15 protein-coding genes and 1 pseudogene are annotated in these 17,292 nt (G+C 57.6%); 6 read left to right on the plus strand and 10 right to left on the minus strand.

What is annotated here, in order from left to right; all coding sequences use genetic code 11:
• From H567_RS29405 to H567_RS0118080, 5 genes are all read right to left on the minus strand, one after another.
• On the minus strand, positions 1–174 hold a 174-nt coding region (locus H567_RS29405; protein ID WP_492211721.1), incomplete at its 3' end, for an IS1634 family transposase N-terminal domain-related protein.
• Between the two features lie 419 nt (positions 175–593).
• A complete protein-coding gene (locus H567_RS0118065; RefSeq protein ID WP_028322464.1) occupies positions 594–1,352 on the minus strand; it encodes an MCP four helix bundle domain-containing protein in 759 nt (252 codons plus the stop codon).
• Positions 1,353–1,465: 113 nt separating this feature from the next.
• Complete coding sequence (locus tag H567_RS0118070; protein WP_028322465.1) at positions 1,466–2,977, minus strand: TrkH family potassium uptake protein; 1,512 nt, start codon at positions 2,975–2,977, stop codon at positions 1,466–1,468.
• Between the two features lie 12 nt (positions 2,978–2,989).
• Positions 2,990–3,655: a potassium channel family protein gene (locus H567_RS0118075; RefSeq protein WP_028322466.1), complete on the minus strand. Its 666-nt coding sequence runs from the start codon at positions 3,653–3,655 to the stop codon at positions 2,990–2,992.
• Positions 3,652–4,092 carry a potassium channel family protein gene (locus H567_RS0118080; RefSeq protein ID WP_028322467.1) on the minus strand — a complete coding sequence of 147 codons (441 nt, stop codon included), beginning with the start codon at positions 4,090–4,092 and terminating at the stop codon, positions 3,652–3,654. The genes H567_RS0118075 and H567_RS0118080 overlap by 4 nt, the downstream gene beginning before the upstream one ends.
• A gap of 805 nt (positions 4,093–4,897) precedes the next feature.
• Here H567_RS0118080 and H567_RS0118090 point away from each other — a divergent pair.
• A complete protein-coding gene (locus H567_RS0118090; RefSeq protein WP_208598422.1) occupies positions 4,898–6,040 on the plus strand; it encodes a sodium ion-translocating decarboxylase subunit beta in 1,143 nt (380 codons plus the stop codon).
• Positions 6,041–6,260: 220 nt separating this feature from the next.
• Here H567_RS0118090 and H567_RS27460 read toward each other — a convergent pair whose 3' ends face one another.
• Positions 6,261–6,938 (minus strand): ImmA/IrrE family metallo-endopeptidase, encoded by a 678-nt coding sequence (locus H567_RS27460; protein ID WP_208598423.1) that lies wholly within the window; start codon positions 6,936–6,938, stop codon positions 6,261–6,263.
• A gap of 408 nt (positions 6,939–7,346) precedes the next feature.
• Between H567_RS27460 and H567_RS0118100 the strand changes: the two genes are divergently transcribed.
• The 3 genes and pseudogenes from H567_RS0118100 to H567_RS25870 form a co-directional block, all read left to right on the plus strand.
• Positions 7,347–10,814 carry a DUF748 domain-containing protein gene (locus H567_RS0118100; protein WP_028322470.1) on the plus strand — a complete coding sequence of 1,156 codons (3,468 nt, stop codon included), beginning with the start codon at positions 7,347–7,349 and terminating at the stop codon, positions 10,812–10,814.
• A 188-nt stretch (positions 10,815–11,002) separates the two neighbouring features.
• Positions 11,003–11,572 carry an OsmC family protein gene (locus H567_RS0118105; protein WP_028322471.1) on the plus strand — a complete coding sequence of 190 codons (570 nt, stop codon included), beginning with the start codon at positions 11,003–11,005 and terminating at the stop codon, positions 11,570–11,572.
• An 18-nt stretch (positions 11,573–11,590) separates the two neighbouring features.
• Positions 11,591–11,860: pseudogene (locus H567_RS25870) on the plus strand (hypothetical protein); the annotation flags it as partial.
• A 92-nt stretch (positions 11,861–11,952) separates the two neighbouring features.
• Here H567_RS25870 and H567_RS0118115 read toward each other — a convergent pair.
• On the minus strand, positions 11,953–13,161 hold the full coding sequence (locus H567_RS0118115; RefSeq protein WP_028322473.1) for a class I SAM-dependent rRNA methyltransferase: 1,209 nt from the start codon (positions 13,159–13,161) through the stop codon (positions 11,953–11,955).
• Positions 13,162–13,170: 9 nt separating this feature from the next.
• Positions 13,171–13,908: a DUF4412 domain-containing protein gene (locus H567_RS25875; RefSeq protein WP_051185095.1), complete on the minus strand. Its 738-nt coding sequence runs from the start codon at positions 13,906–13,908 to the stop codon at positions 13,171–13,173.
• Between the two features lie 361 nt (positions 13,909–14,269).
• Here H567_RS25875 and H567_RS0118125 point away from each other — a divergent pair, with 361 nt between their 5' ends.
• On the plus strand, positions 14,270–14,704 hold the full coding sequence (locus H567_RS0118125) for an arsenate reductase ArsC (protein ID WP_028322474.1): 435 nt from the start codon (positions 14,270–14,272) through the stop codon (positions 14,702–14,704).
• A 58-nt stretch (positions 14,705–14,762) separates the two neighbouring features.
• Positions 14,763–15,605: an MBL fold metallo-hydrolase gene (locus tag H567_RS25880; RefSeq protein WP_051185096.1), complete on the plus strand. Its 843-nt coding sequence runs from the start codon at positions 14,763–14,765 to the stop codon at positions 15,603–15,605.
• Here the strand turns inward: H567_RS25880 and H567_RS0118135 are convergent.
• Positions 15,559–15,993 (minus strand): CBS domain-containing protein, encoded by a 435-nt coding sequence (locus H567_RS0118135; protein ID WP_028322475.1) that lies wholly within the window; start codon positions 15,991–15,993, stop codon positions 15,559–15,561. The two genes, H567_RS25880 and H567_RS0118135, sit on opposite strands and share 47 nt — an antisense overlap.
• Positions 15,971–17,233: a cation:proton antiporter gene (locus H567_RS0118140; protein ID WP_051185097.1), complete on the minus strand. Its 1,263-nt coding sequence runs from the start codon at positions 17,231–17,233 to the stop codon at positions 15,971–15,973. The genes H567_RS0118135 and H567_RS0118140 overlap by 23 nt, the downstream gene beginning before the upstream one ends.
• Positions 17,234–17,292: the final 59 nt, after the last annotated feature.

The following is a 17,292-nucleotide window of genomic DNA, read 5'->3' on the forward strand; positions in this document are numbered from 1 at the left end:
CTCGATGCAGTTGGCCAGGTCTTTATAGTGTTCCGGTGAGAGGTCGACGGTTCCGAGGTTGAGTATCAAGCGCTGTCTCGGTCCGTTCTTTGTCCGAACGTTTTCGACGAGATGCAAATACTCGTAGACCTTCTTGGAGTGGCGATTGGATTTACGTACCCGTTTAATATACATGCTCAGAGGCATACCACTTATAGAGCCGCCTGTAAAGCAGAAAATGCAGCGATGGGTCACTACAGACGCCAAAAACAAGGCCTGAATACTGAAAAATCAACTACTTATGTCTGTAGATAGGTTGATTTTAGGGCCAAAATAACCCCCAATCTGGGATTTTTGGCAAACTTGGGCTATCAGGCATGATACCAGCCAGTTGGCTACAACGATGGTGAATCCTTCGTTGTTGCTGATATCGGTTGCCGGGGGGACGAATAGGATGGGGAATATTCCAAGAAGCCCCGCGATGAGCGAACTGTAAAGGAGCGGCAGAAGCGCGGTATCGTTGTAATAAAGGGAGACGGCGCTCGAAAGCAGAAGAAATCCACTGTTGAAGAGCAGGATGATTCCGGAGTAGCGGAATAGGATGTGCGGGCGCATCAGGAGTCCGATTTTTGCTGATACCGGTTCACCAGATTACGCAGGGCCGATGCCAGCCGCTGAAGTTCGTCATTGGTTTCGATGTTCACGTCGAAAGGTGCGCGGGTTTCCATGGATTTCTGGACACCGGCGGTTATGCGGATGATGGGGCCGACCATATAGTAGTGAACGAAATAATTGAAAATCAGGGTGAAGACCAGGGCAGACAGGATGGCCACGATGCCGGGCATCACCGCCCGGTGGGCATGGGCCTCGAGCTGAGAAGCCGCAGCGTACATCGCCTCGTCATTCAAGGAGCGGAGTTCGGAGATGTCGTATTTGAGGTGTAAAAATGCAGGGTGCACCTTCTCGAAATACCATGTCGGGCCGAGGGAAGATTCCGCTTCCGCCGTCTTAGGCCACAACGACCGATAGGTCCGGTAGTCCTCTTCAATCTTTGCAACGAGTTTGTCTTCCCCCGGCAAGGTGATATTGTTTTTCGCAATGTGATATCCCTCCTGAAACGTGGCATCGGCGGCTGTCATGATCTGAAGGGCGTCGGTTTCGTTCCCGGAAAGAAGAAGGAGCATCGCACTGTCTTCTCTTTCGAGCGCCTCGGTCATAGTGCCCGCAGCATGGATGCTCTTGTAATTTTCATCCAGAATCCGGCTGACCGAGCCTCCCATGGTACGGACCTCGTAAATGGACCATCCCCCGGCAAGAGCCAGCATGATCACCAGGATCAGGAACCCCGACAGGATTTTGATGCGAATTCCCATAAACCGCCCTCTCAATGGATGAAAACCGGGTTGTACCGGGGAATCATCTCCGAATGGCCACGAGTCAACCTCCGGCATTGTTCCCGCTGTAGCAAGGGAACAATGCCGATGATTCACTTGTCAAGGATTTTGACGGATTCTCGTTGCGCTGTTTTTGCCACTGCCGATTTCATGTCCGTGCAAAGTTTGAGCAGACCGGCGATCACTACGATGAATTCCAGACGTCCGAGGAACATGCCGAAGATTTCCGCCCAAAGGGCTGCATCTGCCATCCGGGGCGAGGTGATGCCTACCGACAGCCCGACCGTCCCGACGGCCGATGCGAATTCGAAAAGCGAATCGCTCAGGGTGTATCCGCATGCACAGAGCACCAAGGCGCCCAACAGCCATGTCGAGAGATAAAGGAAGATGAAGACCGCTGCCTGCCGGACCATGCCGTCATCCACAAAGACACGTTCATCGCCCTCCCAGACAGGGCGCTCCAGGACCGCCGTTCGGGGCAGGAGGTGTCTTCGCAGCTCCCAAAAGAGGAGCTTCAGAAAGAGATAGACCCGGAACTGCTTGATTCCTCCAGCCGTAGAGCAGGTGCCTCCGCCGATCAGCATCAATAGGATCAGCAGAAGCATCCCGAATCCATTCCAGTTCCCATAGCCGACCGTTGAAAACCCTGTGGTGGTCATGGCGCTGAAGGTCTGGAAAACCGCGACTCGGATCGATTCATCCAGGTTGGGATAGATCGCCCGGCAGGTAAACATGAAGAGGGCCGCCGCTGAGGACGGTATGAGAAGAGCAAGGAGATGAATCTCTCCGCTTCTACCCACCATTTGGAATTTCCCGCGCCATAATAACCAGGCGGTCACAAAACTCAGGTTTCCGAGGAGCATCAGCGGCAGGGTGACCCACTCGACGGCGGCCGAGTTCCAATGTCCTATGCTTGCCGCGCGTGTGGAGAACCCCCCTGTGGATACGGCTGCAAAAGCGTGGTTGACGGCATCGAAGGGCGACATGCCGGCCAGCCAGTAAGCCAAAATCCCCGATGCGGCATAGGAGCTGTAAATGATCATGACCAGGCGTGCGGACTGCCGGATCTGGGGAGCCAGTTGCTCCGCGCGACCCTCTGCGCTCGAGATCCCTACGCCCGTCGGTCCGACGATGGCGGACATCATGATAACGGCCAGGCCCGCGCCGCCGGCGAACTGTGTCAGGCTGCGCCAAAAAAGGATCAATGGGCCTGCCTGAACGACATCGACGACCGAAAGACCGGTGGTTGTCCATCCGCTGACAGACTCGAAAAGGGCGCGAGAAAACGGCAGCTTCAGGATGGATACAAACGGCCATGCTGAAAAGAGTATGACCACGCTCCAGCTAATGAGAACAATGACGCCGCCCTCCTCGACTGAAAGGTCGGAGAGGGAGGGAACACGGCAGATCCGCGCCAGAAAAACGCCCAGGAGCGCAAGGCATCCGGCGGGAAAAAGAAACGCCGGTGCGTGCCTGGCCTCTTCCGGGTATGCCGGCAGCATCGACAAAGGAAGCAGCATTACACCGGCAGCGATAAGAAACGTAAGACCGACGGCGGAGAAGATCGCTGCATACCGTTGCCTGAGATAGGCTCTTTCCCTCACCGTGCTGTTCCTCTAATCCGGTTTGCCTGTCAGCGCCTTCATGACAGGGCGATGGTTTTCCGGCATGGTGATGACCACCAGACGGTCGCCTGCCTGCAGATCGTTTTCTCCACGCGGGATCGTCGGACGGTTGTGGCGGATGAGGACGGCGATCAAGGCGTTTTCAGGCAGTTCGATCTCTTTCAGATATTTCCCGGCGACGGGAGCATCCTCTTCGAGGATGATTTCCGTCACATTCACCCGTCCCTCTCCCACCGGAATCAGGTTCAGGATGTGCTCGAGCGAGGCCCACTGCTCGATCAGGCTGCTGACGATGTTGGTGGTCGAAAACGCCGAGACGCCCAATCTTCGAAACGCTTCGGCATTGTCGGGGTCGTTGGCGAGAGCTACAGCTTTGGGCACGTCGAACTGCAAGGAGGCCAACTGGCAGATAACGAGGTTGTCCTGGTCGTTTGGCGTGACCGCCAGCACGGCATCGGCCTCCATGGCGCCGGCTTCCTCGAGGATCTTCATGGTGCTGCCGTCGCCGCAGACCACGGTGGCGGCTGCAAGGTCCCGGGCCAATTGGATGCACTCCGACGGGTCGCGGTTGATGATAACGATCTCGTGGTCCTTCGCCAACAAGCTCCGGCAAAGAAAATAGAGGGTATTGCCGCCGCCGACGATGAGCACCTTCATGAACGCGCCCCCTTTGCCTTTTCCGGTCCATTGGCGATGGTCTGAAGGAAAACATGGGCGGACAGGGTGGTGGTGCAGATGGCATCGATCCCCAATTGCCTGAAGATCTCTTCCCTTTTCGGATCGAGCACCCTGGCGAGCACCTGTGGAACATCGAATATCTTTCGGGCCACCTGCGCCGTCATCACGTTGACGTTATCGTCGTCCGTCGTCGAGATGAAAATGTTCGCTTTTTCCACACCGGCCTTTCTCAAAACCTGCATGTGGGTGCCGTCTCCGAGGATGCGAAAACCGCTGAAATCGGCGGACAGATTGTCGAATGCCGTCTCGTGCCGGTCGATCACCACCACTGAATCTCCACTGCGGCTGAGTTGAATGGCCAGATAGGTTCCGAGGCGCCCGCATCCCAGAATGACGATCGTGCGGCTGTTCTTCATAGCGTCATGTTTCCATTTAGTGAGGTGCTTGAATGGGACACTCGGGTCAACGCTTTTCACTTTAAATGGTTATCTCGGGTTTTGAAATGGGATTCTTTTGGAGGTGAGGGTCGTCTTCCGGTTGACGAGCGATGGGTTTCCTATTCCATCAAGAGGGAAATAACGCTCTTTTAGGGGTTCGTGCGCAAACGCCGCAGGGCTGTGACTGCCATTCAGGAGAAAGGCGGCTTGCGGCCCTGCGGCGCGTGGTGACGATCCTTCTCTAGCTCCGATTTGAATCGATCGACTCATCCTGTTCAGGCCGGCGGGATGAAGCGGGTTGCCCCTCTGATGCGTGTCCGAGTCGGATGGGGATCCTCTGCCTGTTTCATGGGGCGGCAAAGATGTCGCCGGTCAGTCCGTGAAAGGTCGGACTTCGGAATTCCGGATTCGGGGCCGAATGAAATCGGAAAGGCCTTTTCCTGTTTTCCAAATGACGTTGAAGTCCAATGGCTTCGATGACTATTTCGACGGAAGAGACCAGGGAGCGGATGTCCGGCAGGGTAGCAATCGGAATCCTCGATTCCTGCAACTTAAGGTTTAAACAAATCAGATGGCATTAGAATAAATTTTAACAAACTTGGCGCAGTATTTGCTTGATTATCGAGCTCGATCCAGCCTGCGGCACCCTGAATGCCGCCTGCACAAAAACGTTCGATATCCTTGATATTCTGAATAGTTTTTCATTCCTGGAATGAAAACCGGGCGTTGCTGGAGACGCATTTCCGGAACCAAACGAACTCTTGGACAGGAGGAATTCAAGAACATGTCTTTCATGGAAGTCATCGAAATGCTGCAGGGGATTCTGACCACAACCGGAATCATGCAAATCACCTGGCAGCATGTGTTGATGTGGATCATAGGCTGCGCATTCCTTTTTATGGCGATCGTGAAAAAGTTTGAACCCTTGTTGCTTCTCCCGATCGGTTTCGGGATCTTCGTTGTAAACTTCCCCCTTGTTCCGCTCATGGGGTATTCCGACGGTCATGGGCAGCTTTTCAGGGTTTTTTATCACTATGGGCTCGAGTGGGAGATCATCCCCTGCGTCATCTTCCTCGGCCTCGGGGCTATGACGGATTTCGGGCCGTTGATTGCCAACCCCAAGACGCTTTTGATCGGGGCGGGGGCTCAACTGGGGGTGTTTGTCACCTTTACGGGTACGGTTCTGGCGGGGTTCACTTTGAAAGAGGCGGCTTCGGTGAGCATCATCGGCGGTGCAGACGGGCCGACCACCATCTATCTGACCCAGCACCTGGCGCCGCAGCTTCTCGGTGCCAACGCCGTTGCGGCCTATTCATATATGGCGATGGTGCCGTTGATTCAGCCTCCCATCATGCGGTTTCTGACGACTCCAAACGAGAGGACCATCCGCATGAAGCAGCTGCGGCCGGTGTCCAAGCAGGAAAAAATCATCTACCCGTTGATCTGCACCATCATCATCGCCCTGCTCGTACCGGCGGTCATGCCGCTGATGGGCATGTTCATGCTCGGCAACCTCATGCGTGAGAGCGGAGTCGTGGCGCGCCTTTCCGATACGGCCCAAAACGCCCTCATGAACATCGTCACCATCTTCCTGGGGATTTCCGTCGGCGCGACCATGGAGGGAAGCCATTTCCTCAGCTGGAAGCCTCTTTTCATCTTCGGCCTGGGCTTGATCGATTTCGCTGTGTGCACCGCCGGGGGCATTGTCACCGTCAAGATCATGAATCTTTTCTTGAAAGAGAAGATCAACCCGCTCATCGGATCAGCCGGCGTTTCCGCCGTACCGATGTCCGCACGGGTTTCGCAGATTGTCGGACAGGAATTCGACAAGCGCAACTACCTGCTTATGCACGCGATGGGCCCGAATCTGGCCGGCGTTATCGGCACCGCGGCCGCGGCAGGAATGTTCATCGCCATGTTCGATTAAATGCAGCGAAACGGCATCAAAAAATGGACCCCTCCGTCAGGGTGAGCTCCGGTATATTGAGACCCTCGAGTGCTCAGGCCCGCCGATTTACGGCGGGCCTCTTTCAACCCATATCAAGGAAATCCAGCGTTTGCGCAGAAGAGACCTGGGGCTCACCGCACAAGCAAACCCGCACATTGCCGCCGAAATCGGCAAAAAAATCATTTCCCGATGGAACGAGTCAGTCGCCCAGAAGGGCTTGCCAGTCCATCGCTGCCCCGGTCTTGTTGATCAGCAGGCCGAGGTCCTGCAGGCGGATGATCATGGCCTGTTTGGAGACATTCGAAAAACCTCCGGCCTCGCACAACGCGGCGGCGATAACGGGCCACTGCTCCAGATAGGGCTCTCCCGAGTCATCCGCTGCCCCCTCAGATCCCAGACTGTTTTTGATGACGATGGGGGCCGGGCCGCAAAGCCTTTCAAACGCCTGTCTAACCGCCCTTTCGGGCATGAGCAGGCATGATGCGAAGTAGTCGGCCTGCCATTCAATAGGCTCCCTGGCGTCCTTGATCCGGCACACAATGGCCTCACCTCTCCGGGCATGCCGTTCCTGGAGTTCTGCATACGGCAGATGCAGAACCCAGTGGCCTGCCTCGTGCGCACAGGTAAAGACGAGCCTTCCCTCCGAGCCGTTTTCGAAGAGCCTCTCATTGATGCAGACAAGCCTCGCTTTTGCGTAGGTGGCCCCGAGCACCCCCCTGCCAAGGGTTTTTTCGAGATCCATGTAACAGAGATTGAGACCGAGTGAGCGTTCGATGATCTCGTCCACTGGGATGGGCGGCTCGATCCTGTACCCGGCTTTCTTCTCGAAATCCTCCGTGAGTTGCATGGCCTTGCGGGCGATCGATTTTTTTGACAACCAGGGAACCTGCATAGCTGTTTCCTCCGGGGTGGCCAGAAATTTTCTGCCGGGGCAGAAAGAAACGCAAGATAAAAAAGCGAAATCTCGATCTGCCGAACCTCGCATGAACGGTTCTTTCTATCATCTGCCGTTTTCATCATAAGGAGGGGGTTTGACAGATACGGTCACACAAGAAATCTTTTTGTGCTTCCGGCTTCGGGGTTTCGCATGCTTTGCATCTGGGCGTTTTTTGCCGTTCCCTCGACTTTTTGGAGTGAACGGGTTATCATTTATTTTATTGAGCCGCTTTCTTTTGTCCTCCGCGATAAATGGACTGCCAATAACTGATCCAAATTCGGCCCGTTTTCCGTCCTCGAACCGCTTTGGCCGGGCGATAAGCCCGGATTTGAAAGGAGGGTTGGAAGCATGCAGCCGTCGGCAGAAACAAAAGCGCCCCGCAGTCCGCTGATGCGGGTGCTGCGGAACCGGTGGCTGATCGCCGGTGTGGCCGCGGTGGTGGTTTATACACTCGTCGGGTTTTTCCTGGTTCCTTTTCTCTCACGCTATTATCTCGAACGATTCGCCTCCGAAAAGCTGAACCGCGAGCTTACGATTCAAAAGGTGAGGTTCAACCCCTATACCTACCGTTTTGAGATAAATGGGCTCGAGCTGAAGGACGTCGATGGGTCCTCGATGCTTGCCTTTGATGGGTTTCTGGTGGATTTCGAGCTGTCGAGCGTCTTCAAGCGGGCCTGGACTTTTGCGGAAATCCGCCTGGACAGGCTGATGTTGGACGGCGTCATCGGACAGGATGGGAGGCTCAATTTGGCAAAGTTGGCGGATTCGTTCTCCCGGGATAAAGCGGCGGCCGAATCGGAACCCGAGCCCGAGCCGGGCGGGCTCCCGAGGGCGATCCTGGAGAAGGTCTCGCTGGTCGAAGCCACGGTGCATTTTGCCGATCAGAGGGGTAAAGAACCTGCCGATATACAAATCACGCCGCTGAATATCGAATTGACGGACATCAAGACGCTGCCCGAGCACAAAGGCCCCTATACGATCATGGCCCGGACGCCGGGAGGGGCATCGCTCAGCTGGGAGGGGGAGGTATCCCTCCATCCGGTTTCATCGAGCGGGTCCCTTTCCCTGGATGATTTGTCCCTGGCGAAGCTTTGGCGGTTTTTGCGCGAACACGTGGCGCTGGAGGAGCCGAAAGGGGCGCTCCACCTGCACACCCACTACCGCTTCGATTTGAGCGGTGGAAGTCCGGTGATTCATCTGGATGCGCTTGGACTGCAGGTGAACGACATCGATCTTCGCCGCCGGGGCGACTCCGAATCGCTGCTCAGTCTGGCGAAAATCGAGGTGGCAGACGGGAGTCTGGATCTGGAGCGGCATGCAGTCCATCTGGGCAGGTTCTCTGTTGCGGACGGGCGCGTGCGCGCAGCCATGGATGAAGACGGAAACGTCGATTGGGCCCGGCTGGTCCCTGCCGATCGGAAGGATGGCGATGGGGAGGGACTACACGAAAATCCGCCCTCTGAACCGTCTACACCTTGGAAGATCGACCTCGACCGTTTCGAACTGAGCGGGCTGGCAATCGAGCTCAGCGATGAAAGCCGCGCTATGCCGCTCGATGCTGGCGCCCGGTCCCTGAGGTTCGGTTTCGGCGCAAGCATCGAAGCGGGCGGTGGTGTTCTGCAGGCGGTACTCCAGGATGCCGCTTTAGAGCTGGCCGGACTCCGCTGCAGCTTCCAGGGTGAAGACGGCCCGGAGCTCGAACTGGGTGAGATCAAAGTGGGCGGCGGCCATTTCGACCTGGCGGAACGGGCGGTGACGATCGAAGAGGTGGTCCTGCAGGACGGCGCAAGCGGGGTGATCCTCGAGAAGGAAGGGGGCGTGAACTGGGCTCGTGCGGCAGCCAGCCGCAAGGCGGCGGTAGAGGAAACGGATCCATCCCATGCCGCCGATAAGGGCGACACGGCAGCCCCCTCTTGGTCGCTGATGGTCAAGTCATTGAAGCTGCTGGGGTTCGATGTGGACGTTCAGGATAAGACGCTGCCTGCCCCTGCGCGGCTGGGGTTGAGCGGAATCGACCTCCGGCTCGAGGATGTGTCGAATGATGATGCCGTCCCGATCCGGTTTGAGCTCGGCGCCGATGTGGCGACCGGGGGCCGGCTTGCGGCCAGGGGGGAACTGTTTGCAGCGTCTGGATCGGTGACCTCGGATCTCGAGGTTGCGGAGCTCGCGTTGACGCTCTTTCAACCCTATGTCGAACGGGTTTTGCGCGCCAGGGTTTCCTCGGGAATGGCGGGGGTGAAAGGGTCTCTAAAATACGGCGTAAAGGGCGCGGACGCGAAGCTCGCCTTCAAAGGCGGCGCCGAGGTGTCGAATTTCCTGCTCGAAGACCCGGCCGCGAAAGAGCGCCTGTTTGCTTGGGAGGGTCTTAGAGTCTCGGGGATCGATCTGACGCTCGAGCCCGGGCGCCTGGCTGTCAAGGAAGTGAGCCTGTTGAACCCCACCGGGAAATTTGTGATCCATGAGGACAAGAGCACGAACCTGTCGGCGCTCAGGGCGCGGGCGGAGGGCGCTTCCGAAGCGGGCGCTCCGGCTCCGCAGGGACCGGGCGGGGGCGAAGGCTTCCAGTTCCAGGTGGACCGTGTCCGTCTGCAGGGGGCAACGCTCGCATTCGCCGATTTGAGCCTCAAACCGCAGTTCTCGGCATTGATGCACGAGCTCGACGGGGTGGTGACCGGGATCTCGAGCGCCCGAGAAAGCGAGGCGGACATCGAGCTTGCCGGGCGGGTCGATGAATACGGCACGGTGAAGATCGGGGGGACGATCATGCCCTCGAGCCCGAAGACCTCCACCCACGTGACCCTCGATTTCAAGAACGTGTCCATGAGCAACCTCACCCCCTATTCCGCCACGTTCGCCGGGTATCGGATCCAATCCGGCAAACTGTCGCTCGATCTCGAATACGCCATCGAGGACAGCCAGTTGATGGGGGAAAATCAGGTCGTCATCGATCAGTTGACCCTTGGCGGCCGCGTTGAGGACTCCGAGGCGCCCAGCCTGCCCCTCGAGCTCGCCATCGCGCTGCTCAAGGATTCGCGGGGCAGGATCGACCTCGGGCTGCCGGTCCGGGGCAACCTGGACGACCCCGAATTCAAATACGGGAGCTTGATCTGGAAGGCCCTCGTCAACGTGATCACCAAGGCCGCCACAGCCCCGTTCCGGATCCTGGGGAACCTGATCGGCGCTAAGGAAGAGGACCTCGACAAGGTCCTGTTTGCGGCGGGGTCTTCCACGGTGCCGCCGCCGGAATTGGAAAAACTCGTTCACTTGGCCGAGGCGCTCGCCAAGAGGCCGCAGTTGGCCCTGGAGATACAGGGTGCATACGATCCGGCGGTCGATGGGCGGGCCATCAAGGAGGCGATGCTGCGCCGGGAAATGGCAGCGGAGAGCGGGATCGTGCTGAAGCCCGGTGAAGAGCCCGGTCCGGTGGTTTTCCATGAGCGGGAGGTCCAGGGCGCCTTGGAAAGACGCTTTCTGCTTCATCACACGAAGGAGGAGTTGCGCAGGCTCGAAGAGGCTTTTGAAGAGGGGCTCAAGCGGGCGGCCGAAGAGGGTAAACCGTCCGAGAAGCGCGCGTCGAGGGAGGTGTCGTGGGCTCCTTTTTATAAAACGCTGTATGAAAAGATCCTTGACGCGATGGAACTCGGTCCTCAAGCCCTCACCACCCTCGCGGAGATCCGGGCCTCGGCCGTGAAGGCCGCCATTGTGGCCGATGGGGGTGCGGAAGCCTCGCGTGTATCGATTCTCGATGTGGTCAGCGTTGAAAGCCCGGACGGCAAGACCGTTCCGGCGAAACTCGCCGTGACTGTCGCAAAGTGATATCGCTGCAGGCGCACAAAAGGGAGAAGTGCTCCCATCTTCAGCCGTTGCGAATGTCTTCAGTATGCCCGTGTTTCAATTCTTTCGAGACGCCGATTTTCGGAAAGGCCAGCCGGGAAGAATGAAAGGCAGGCAGGATTCCCAGGGTTCAATGATCCACGGACGTTCAAGCATAGGAGGTAGGGAAAATGGGAACTGGAAATGAAGGTGGGAAGATCGTCAATGGCATCGATACAGGGCGGCTTTTCGAGACCATCGAACTCATCAAGCAAAAGCCGGATATCGCGAAATTCAAGTTCCGTGCGAAGAATCGGTGGGTAGACGGCACCTACAACCAGGGTTTTGTCAAGGACTTCTACGGGGCCGGCGCAGAGGACAACACCCGTGATGAGGCCGTTTTCGAAATTGACGAGCCGCCGGTCTTGCTGGGCGGCAACAAGGGAAGCAACCCCGTGGAATATCTACTCGTGGCGTTGTCGGGCTGCCTGACGACGAGCCTGGTCGCCCACGCTGCAGCCAGGGGCGTAAAGGTGAAGGCGGTTGAATCCAGATATGAAGGGGACCTCGACCTGCGCGGTTTCCTGGGAATATCGGAAAGCGTTCCGGTCGGATATCAGGAGATCCGGGTTTATTTCAAGATCGATGCAGATATCCCGGACGACAAGAAGGAAGAACTCGTGCTGATGGCCCAGAAATACTCTCCGGTATTCAATACGATTACGAAATCCGCGCCTGTTGCCGTGCGCCTCGAGAAGTAATTCGTGATTCTGCGTCTCCCGGGGCCCTCGAGGGATTCGCGAAGGGTCAGATCGTCCGCCCAGGTGCACGATGAGGCCTTCAGGGAGTGCGTCGCGCTCCAGGCGCAGTATGTCTTCGACACCTTCGGGAAGTTCCCCGGAACCGTCCCGTCGATCTTCCTGATCACCTATCTGCAGGCGCACCATCTCGACCTGGAGTTCTATGACACTTTCTATGAGCCCGGGTCGTATCTCGAGAGGCATAAACGCCACATGGAGAGGTGGCACGGCGAAAACTGCGGAGATTGAGAGGAAAAATCGTTGCATTCATCGTGAGATCAGAGAAAGGGGGCAGATCCGTTTTTGCAGGACAACAATAGATCGGTTCCATCTTTGCGCTGTCAGTTCACCCTGCAGACGAACCCCTTCAAATAGTGGGCCTCGGGGAAATAGAGCGGGACGGGGTGGTCCGGGGCCTGGTTGAGCCAGTCGAGGATCTGGACGCTGCGGTTTGCGTCGAGCGCGGAGGCAAAAAGGATCTTCTGAAAAAGATCGGGGCTGATGAGGCCCGAGCAGGAAAAGGTCACCAGCAGACCACCCGGCCGGAGAAGCTGCATGGCGAGGAGGTTCAGGTCCTTGTAGCCGCGGGAGGCCGGGAGGATCTGCCCGCGGTTCGAGGCGAGTTTGGGCGGATCCAGGACGACGGCATCGAATCGCCGCCGTTCGTCCCGAAAGGTCCTCAGGACCTGGAAGACGTCTCCGGAAACGGCGGTCGTGCGGGATCCCGGATCGAAACCGTTGATCCGCGCGTTTTCCGATGCGAGCTCCAAGGCGGCGGCGGAACTGTCGATGTGGGTGACGTGCGACAGCCCGGCCGCGAGTGCGCAGATGCCGAAGGCGCCCGTGTAGCTGAAGGCGTTCAAGAGCGTACCTTCTCCGAGGGAATGGAACCAGCGTTTGGCCTTGAGCCTGTTTTCACGCTGGTCGAGATAGAAACCGGTTTTGTGCCCTTTGCGGATGTCAACCGCAAAGCGGATGCGCTCCTCCTGCAGGACCAGACGCTCCGGCGGGGGTTCGCCGGACAGCAGACCGCTTTCGGAGCCGAGCCCCTCCAGCCGGCGGACGCCTGCGTCGCTTCGCTCCCAGATGCCCGCCGGTTCAAACCGGCGGTTGAGAAGTTCAGTGAGGAGGGCCTTTCGGGAGTCCATCCCGCGCGTCAGGAACTGCACGGCCAGCCAGTCCCCATAGCGGTCGACGATCAACCCCGGAAGCCCGTCTCCCTCGGCGTGGATGAGCCGGAGCATGTCGGTCTCCGAGGAGGCCATGAGAGCCTGCCTGAGCGCTGCTGCACGGTCCAGGCGGTTCAGCCAGAAATCGGCGTCGATGGCCTCCTCCGGATCGAACGTGAGGATGCGGACGCTGATCTGGGAGCGGCGGTTCAGGTAGCCCCGGCCGAGAAACCGGCCGTCATGGCTCAGGACCCGCACGAGCCCGCCGGCTTCGCCCGATTCAGGCCATGCCGCCACGGCCCCGGAGAAGACCCAGGGATGGCGGTTCTGCAGGGCCTTCGCCTTGCCCGGTTTCAGGATGACGGCGGGGTCGCTCGGCATGGTCGGCCTCTACTGCTGCGGGATGGGGGGCATCTTGAAGCCTTTGGGCAGCTTATCCTTGAGTTCATCCGGGATCTTGAAGCCCTGCCCCGGAGGCGCCTCTTCTCCTTCCTCTTCAATCGGGAAGAGCTCCATCATGTTGGCGACTTTGCGATAGCCTCCGGGCACCTCGAAAAGGCCGCCGGGTTGTTCGCCTTCCTTGATCTCCCGCATTTCGGTTATGGTGCCGTCTTCATTGCGCGTACGGAGCGGGATGTCGAACTGGTCGGAGATCCAGACGATGGATTTCGAGGTCATGGTGCGTCCCATGACGTTGACGGTGACGACCATCTCCTTCTTCTTGCATTCATAGCCGTTGACCGTCTCGGTGCCGAGTTCCTTGACGCTTTGCTCTTCCACGTGGCTCTTCATCAGCTGCTTGAATTCGTTTTCATCCAGGGGACGCTCGAAATAGGTCTTGTCGTGCGTGTTGAGCATCCACTGCAGTTTTTTGTCCTGCCGGACGATGATCGTAATGCCTTCGGGGGATTGAGCGGTGAAGGTCTGCATACGCATCTTGCCTTCACTCATAAACAGTTCGCCGGCCTGTTCGACCTTTCCGTCAGGGGCGATGATCACCTGCCGGGCTGAAAAATCCCTGACCTTGCCGGCCTCGGCGGTCCCGCGGCAGGGGGCGGCCGCCAGGATGAGGGCCGAAAGAATGAAAAGGCAAGCCGTCCTGCATGAAAAACGTCTTCGATTCCGCATCTTTTCCTCCTGGTCTTTTGGATGGTGTTTGTTCCGGCGCCTGCCGCTGTCCAGGCTCCAAAGCAGTTATCCTTGTCATGCACCGCATGTCAAGAGGATAAACGCTTGCCTGCCGAAAATAAATCCGTATTTTTCCCCATTTTTTGCATCTCTTTCCGCGGCATAACCATTTTCTAACATTTGACGGCGAGAATCACCGAAGCGATCAGGGGCACGAGACCCGATGCCCATGTCGTATCGCGAGGAGCATCGGATCCTGGCTCTGGGATCAGATCGGCAAAGGGCTGATTTTCAGCAATCGGTCGAAATCGGCTTGTCTGACGCATCGGTTGAATCGCATCCTTGGAGAGGTGGATTTTTTATGAGGGCAAAACGCGTTCTTTTTGTGTGTACGCACAATTCAGCACGAAGCCAGATGGCGGAGGCGTTTTTGAATGATCTTGGGAAAGGCCGCTTCGAAGCGGAAAGTGCCGGGCTTGAACCGCGGGATATCAATCCGTATGTCGTCGAGGCGATGCAGGAACTCGGCTACGATCTGAGCGGAAAGAAAACCGACGGCGTCTTTGAATTCTTCAGGAAAGGCCGGCTGTACAGTTACGTTATATTTGTCTGCGAGAAAGAGACGGAGGAAAAATGCCCGCTTTTTCCAGGTATACAGAACCGCCTGCATTGGCCCTTCCCCGATCCGTCCACATTCACCGGGACACGCGAAGAGATCCTCTCCGGCGTTCGCAGGCTCCGAGATGCCATTCGGGCTCGTATTGAAGATTTTCTTGCAAAGGAAGCCGAATCTTGACTAAAAAGGGGAGGATGATCGTTTGACCTGATTCCTGAGGTGGCAAAGGGGGAGCGATATGTCCGGGAATCTGTTTTGCCGATGGGTTTTTCCATTGGCGGCGACCCTCCTTGTCGCGCAAGGCGCCGCTGATCCAGCCTCAGCGGAGCACGTTCCGCTGCGCATCACCGTCGTTTTCAACAACGTCCCTCAGGTTCCCGGGCTCACCACGGGCTGGGGCTTCTCCTGCCTCGTCGAAGGCCCGGGCGGGAACATCCTGTTCGATACCGGGGGGGACGGCGGGATATTGACCGGCAATATGCAAAAGCTCGGTCTGGATCCGAAACGCGTCGATGCCGTTTTTCTCTCTCACATGCACGGGGATCATACCGGAGGACTCGATGCGATCCTCGGTCAACGATCCGGGGTGCCGGTCATCGTACCGACCGAATTCCCGCAGACCTTCAAGCACTGGATCGCCGGCAGGGGAGGGGTTGTAAAGGCGGTAGCCGCCGGTGACACGGTCGCAAAAGGCGTTTATACGACGGGGGCCCTTCCCGATGGCATCGCCGAACAGGCCATGATCCTGGAGACGGAGAGCGGGCTGGTGGTGATTACCGGCTGCGCCCATCCGGGGATCGATCGCATCGCGGCGGCTGCCGCCCGGCTCAGGGGCAAAAAGATCACCCTTTTGATGGGTGGCTTCCATCTCGGGGGAGCTTCTCGGGAGGAGATCCGGGAGATCATTGCGCGTCTCGAGACCCTTGGAGTCGAAAAGGTTGCGCCGAGTCACTGCACCGGCGAGGCGGCCACGGCCTTGTTCAGTCAGGCATGGGGCAGCCGCTTCCTGGAAGGGGGGTTGGGAGCGACCTTTCTTATACCTGATCCAGGTGCTCATATTTCAGCAGATCGAGCATCGTGACATCCCCAATGATCCTTTTTTCTGCATCGAGAATGGGAATTTCTTTTATCCCTGATTGGATCATACGCTTGATAACGGCTTCGATAGCATCCTCCCTGGAAGCATAGACCACCCCTGTGTCCATAATGTGCCTCGCTGTTTCGGAGGTGATCATGGGTATCAAAAACCGGGTATGAACGACTGGCTCGAAGCCGTGTGCAAAAAGATGCCGGATCAATGCTCCCAGTGATATGATGCCTTGGCATTTTCCGTCCACATCCACGACATAGATCAGGCGGGTATGAGGATGCTTCAGCATCTTTTGAAGGACTTCCTGGATGGTGTCGTCTTCCATCACAAGAGGGATGTCCCTTTCTTTTATCGTTTCAAGAATCTCTTTTATTTTCATGGCTTGCCTCAACAGCTTCGCCTGCCGCTTTCAGGGCGTATTTGACCAGCGGAGGAGCCACCAGTTCGTTCAGGATGACTGAAGCAAGCACCGCATTGACCATCATCTCGAACACCGGTGGCTGCACGAGTGACCGGGCCATGAAGATCAGCCCCAGGGTGACGCCTGCGCTGGGAAGGAGACCATATCCGAGATATCTTTTGACAACGGATGGGGCATGCGAAAGCCCTGCCCCCAGTCTTGTCCCAAAAAACTTGCCCGCGAAACGGCACAAGAGGATCAGGAAGCCTATCGCTCCGGCCGTTTTGATGACAGTGAAGTCGAAATGAGCCCCGGCGAGGCTGAAAAAGAGGACGAAAATCGGCTCCTCGACATCCTCCAGGGCCTGAAAAAGCCGACCGCTGTGCCTGGCCGTGTTGGCGACAAGGAATCCAACCATCATGCAGGCCAGGAGGGGGGAAAGGCCCAAGTGCGCGGCGATGGCCGAGCAAAGGAAGGTGGTTCCCAAAAGCACGATCAAGCGGGATTCCTTCTTATTGATCCGGGGTGCCATAAGACTGAGCAGAAATCCCAGCAGTGCCCCCAAGGCGATGGAGCCGAAGATGGTCAGCGCAGGCTCCGCAGCCATTCTGTACAGGGACGGGCCTCCTGCTTGCGTCAACGCCTGGACTGCGGTGGAGGCAAAGGCATAAAGGATGATCGCCATGGCGTCATCCAAGGCTACGACGCCCAGGAGCGTGGTGGTCAGCGGTCCTCTGGCCTTGTATTCGTGCACGATGGCCATGATGGCGGCGGGGGCCGTGGCGGCGGAAACCGCCGCAATGATGAGCGCGAACGGCAGATAGACTTCTGCAGACGACCCCGAGAAGTGGTTCAACTGGAAAATAGAGGGGCTCAGGAGCGCAAGCAGGGTGAACGTCACGCAGAAGGCCCCGAGGGCTTCGGTCAGATTGATGATGAAGATCTTTTTCCCGAGCAGCTTGAGCTTTGAAAATATCAGGCTTCCGCCGATGGAAAAGGCGATGACAGCGAGGGCGATATCGTTGATGATGGATAATCTTGTTTGTGTCAGTTCAGCGGGGATGATTCCGCTGACAGACGGGCTCAGGAGGATCCCCGCCGCGATGTAGCCGGTGACGCGCGGAAACCTGAGCCGGTTGGCGAGCCGGCCGCTGAAATAACCGCACAGAAGCAGGATGCCGAGCGACTCCAAAGGTCCGATTTCGAAAGATCCCATCATCCGTCTGACTTCCCTTCGTTCTTCCGGCCCTGGTGGACGCAGGGAATCCTCAGGGGAGC

The sequence above is a fragment of the Desulfatiglans anilini DSM 4660 genome, assembly GCF_000422285.1.
GTDB lineage: Bacteria > Desulfobacterota > DSM-4660 > Desulfatiglandales > Desulfatiglandaceae > Desulfatiglans > Desulfatiglans anilini.

What these genes read in the sequence shown, in the direction of transcription:
- H567_RS0118065 (WP_028322464.1), bottom strand. Translation starts at nt 1,352, where the DNA reads ATGGGAATTCGCATCAAAATCCTGTCGGGGTTCCTGATCCTGGTGATC.
- H567_RS0118075 (WP_028322466.1), bottom strand. Translation starts at nt 3,655, where the DNA reads ATGAAGGTGCTCATCGTCGGCGGCGGCAATACCCTCTATTTTCTTTGC.
- H567_RS0118080 (WP_028322467.1), bottom strand. Translation starts at nt 4,092, where the DNA reads ATGAAGAACAGCCGCACGATCGTCATTCTGGGATGCGGGCGCCTCGGA.
- H567_RS0118090 (WP_208598422.1), top strand. Translation starts at nt 4,898, where the DNA reads ATGTCTTTCATGGAAGTCATCGAAATGCTGCAGGGGATTCTGACCACA.
- H567_RS0118100 (WP_028322470.1), top strand. Translation starts at nt 7,347, where the DNA reads ATGCAGCCGTCGGCAGAAACAAAAGCGCCCCGCAGTCCGCTGATGCGG.
- H567_RS0118105 (WP_028322471.1), top strand. Translation starts at nt 11,003, where the DNA reads ATGGGAACTGGAAATGAAGGTGGGAAGATCGTCAATGGCATCGATACA.
- H567_RS0118115 (WP_028322473.1), bottom strand. Translation starts at nt 13,161, where the DNA reads ATGCCGAGCGACCCCGCCGTCATCCTGAAACCGGGCAAGGCGAAGGCC.
- H567_RS25875 (WP_051185095.1), bottom strand. Translation starts at nt 13,908, where the DNA reads ATGCGGAATCGAAGACGTTTTTCATGCAGGACGGCTTGCCTTTTCATT.
- H567_RS0118125 (WP_028322474.1), top strand. Translation starts at nt 14,270, where the DNA reads ATGAGGGCAAAACGCGTTCTTTTTGTGTGTACGCACAATTCAGCACGA.
- H567_RS25880 (WP_051185096.1), top strand. Translation starts at nt 14,763, where the DNA reads ATGTCCGGGAATCTGTTTTGCCGATGGGTTTTTCCATTGGCGGCGACC.
- H567_RS0118135 (WP_028322475.1), bottom strand. Translation starts at nt 15,993, where the DNA reads ATGAAAATAAAAGAGATTCTTGAAACGATAAAAGAAAGGGACATCCCT.
- H567_RS0118140 (WP_051185097.1), bottom strand. Translation starts at nt 17,233, where the DNA reads ATGATGGGATCTTTCGAAATCGGACCTTTGGAGTCGCTCGGCATCCTG.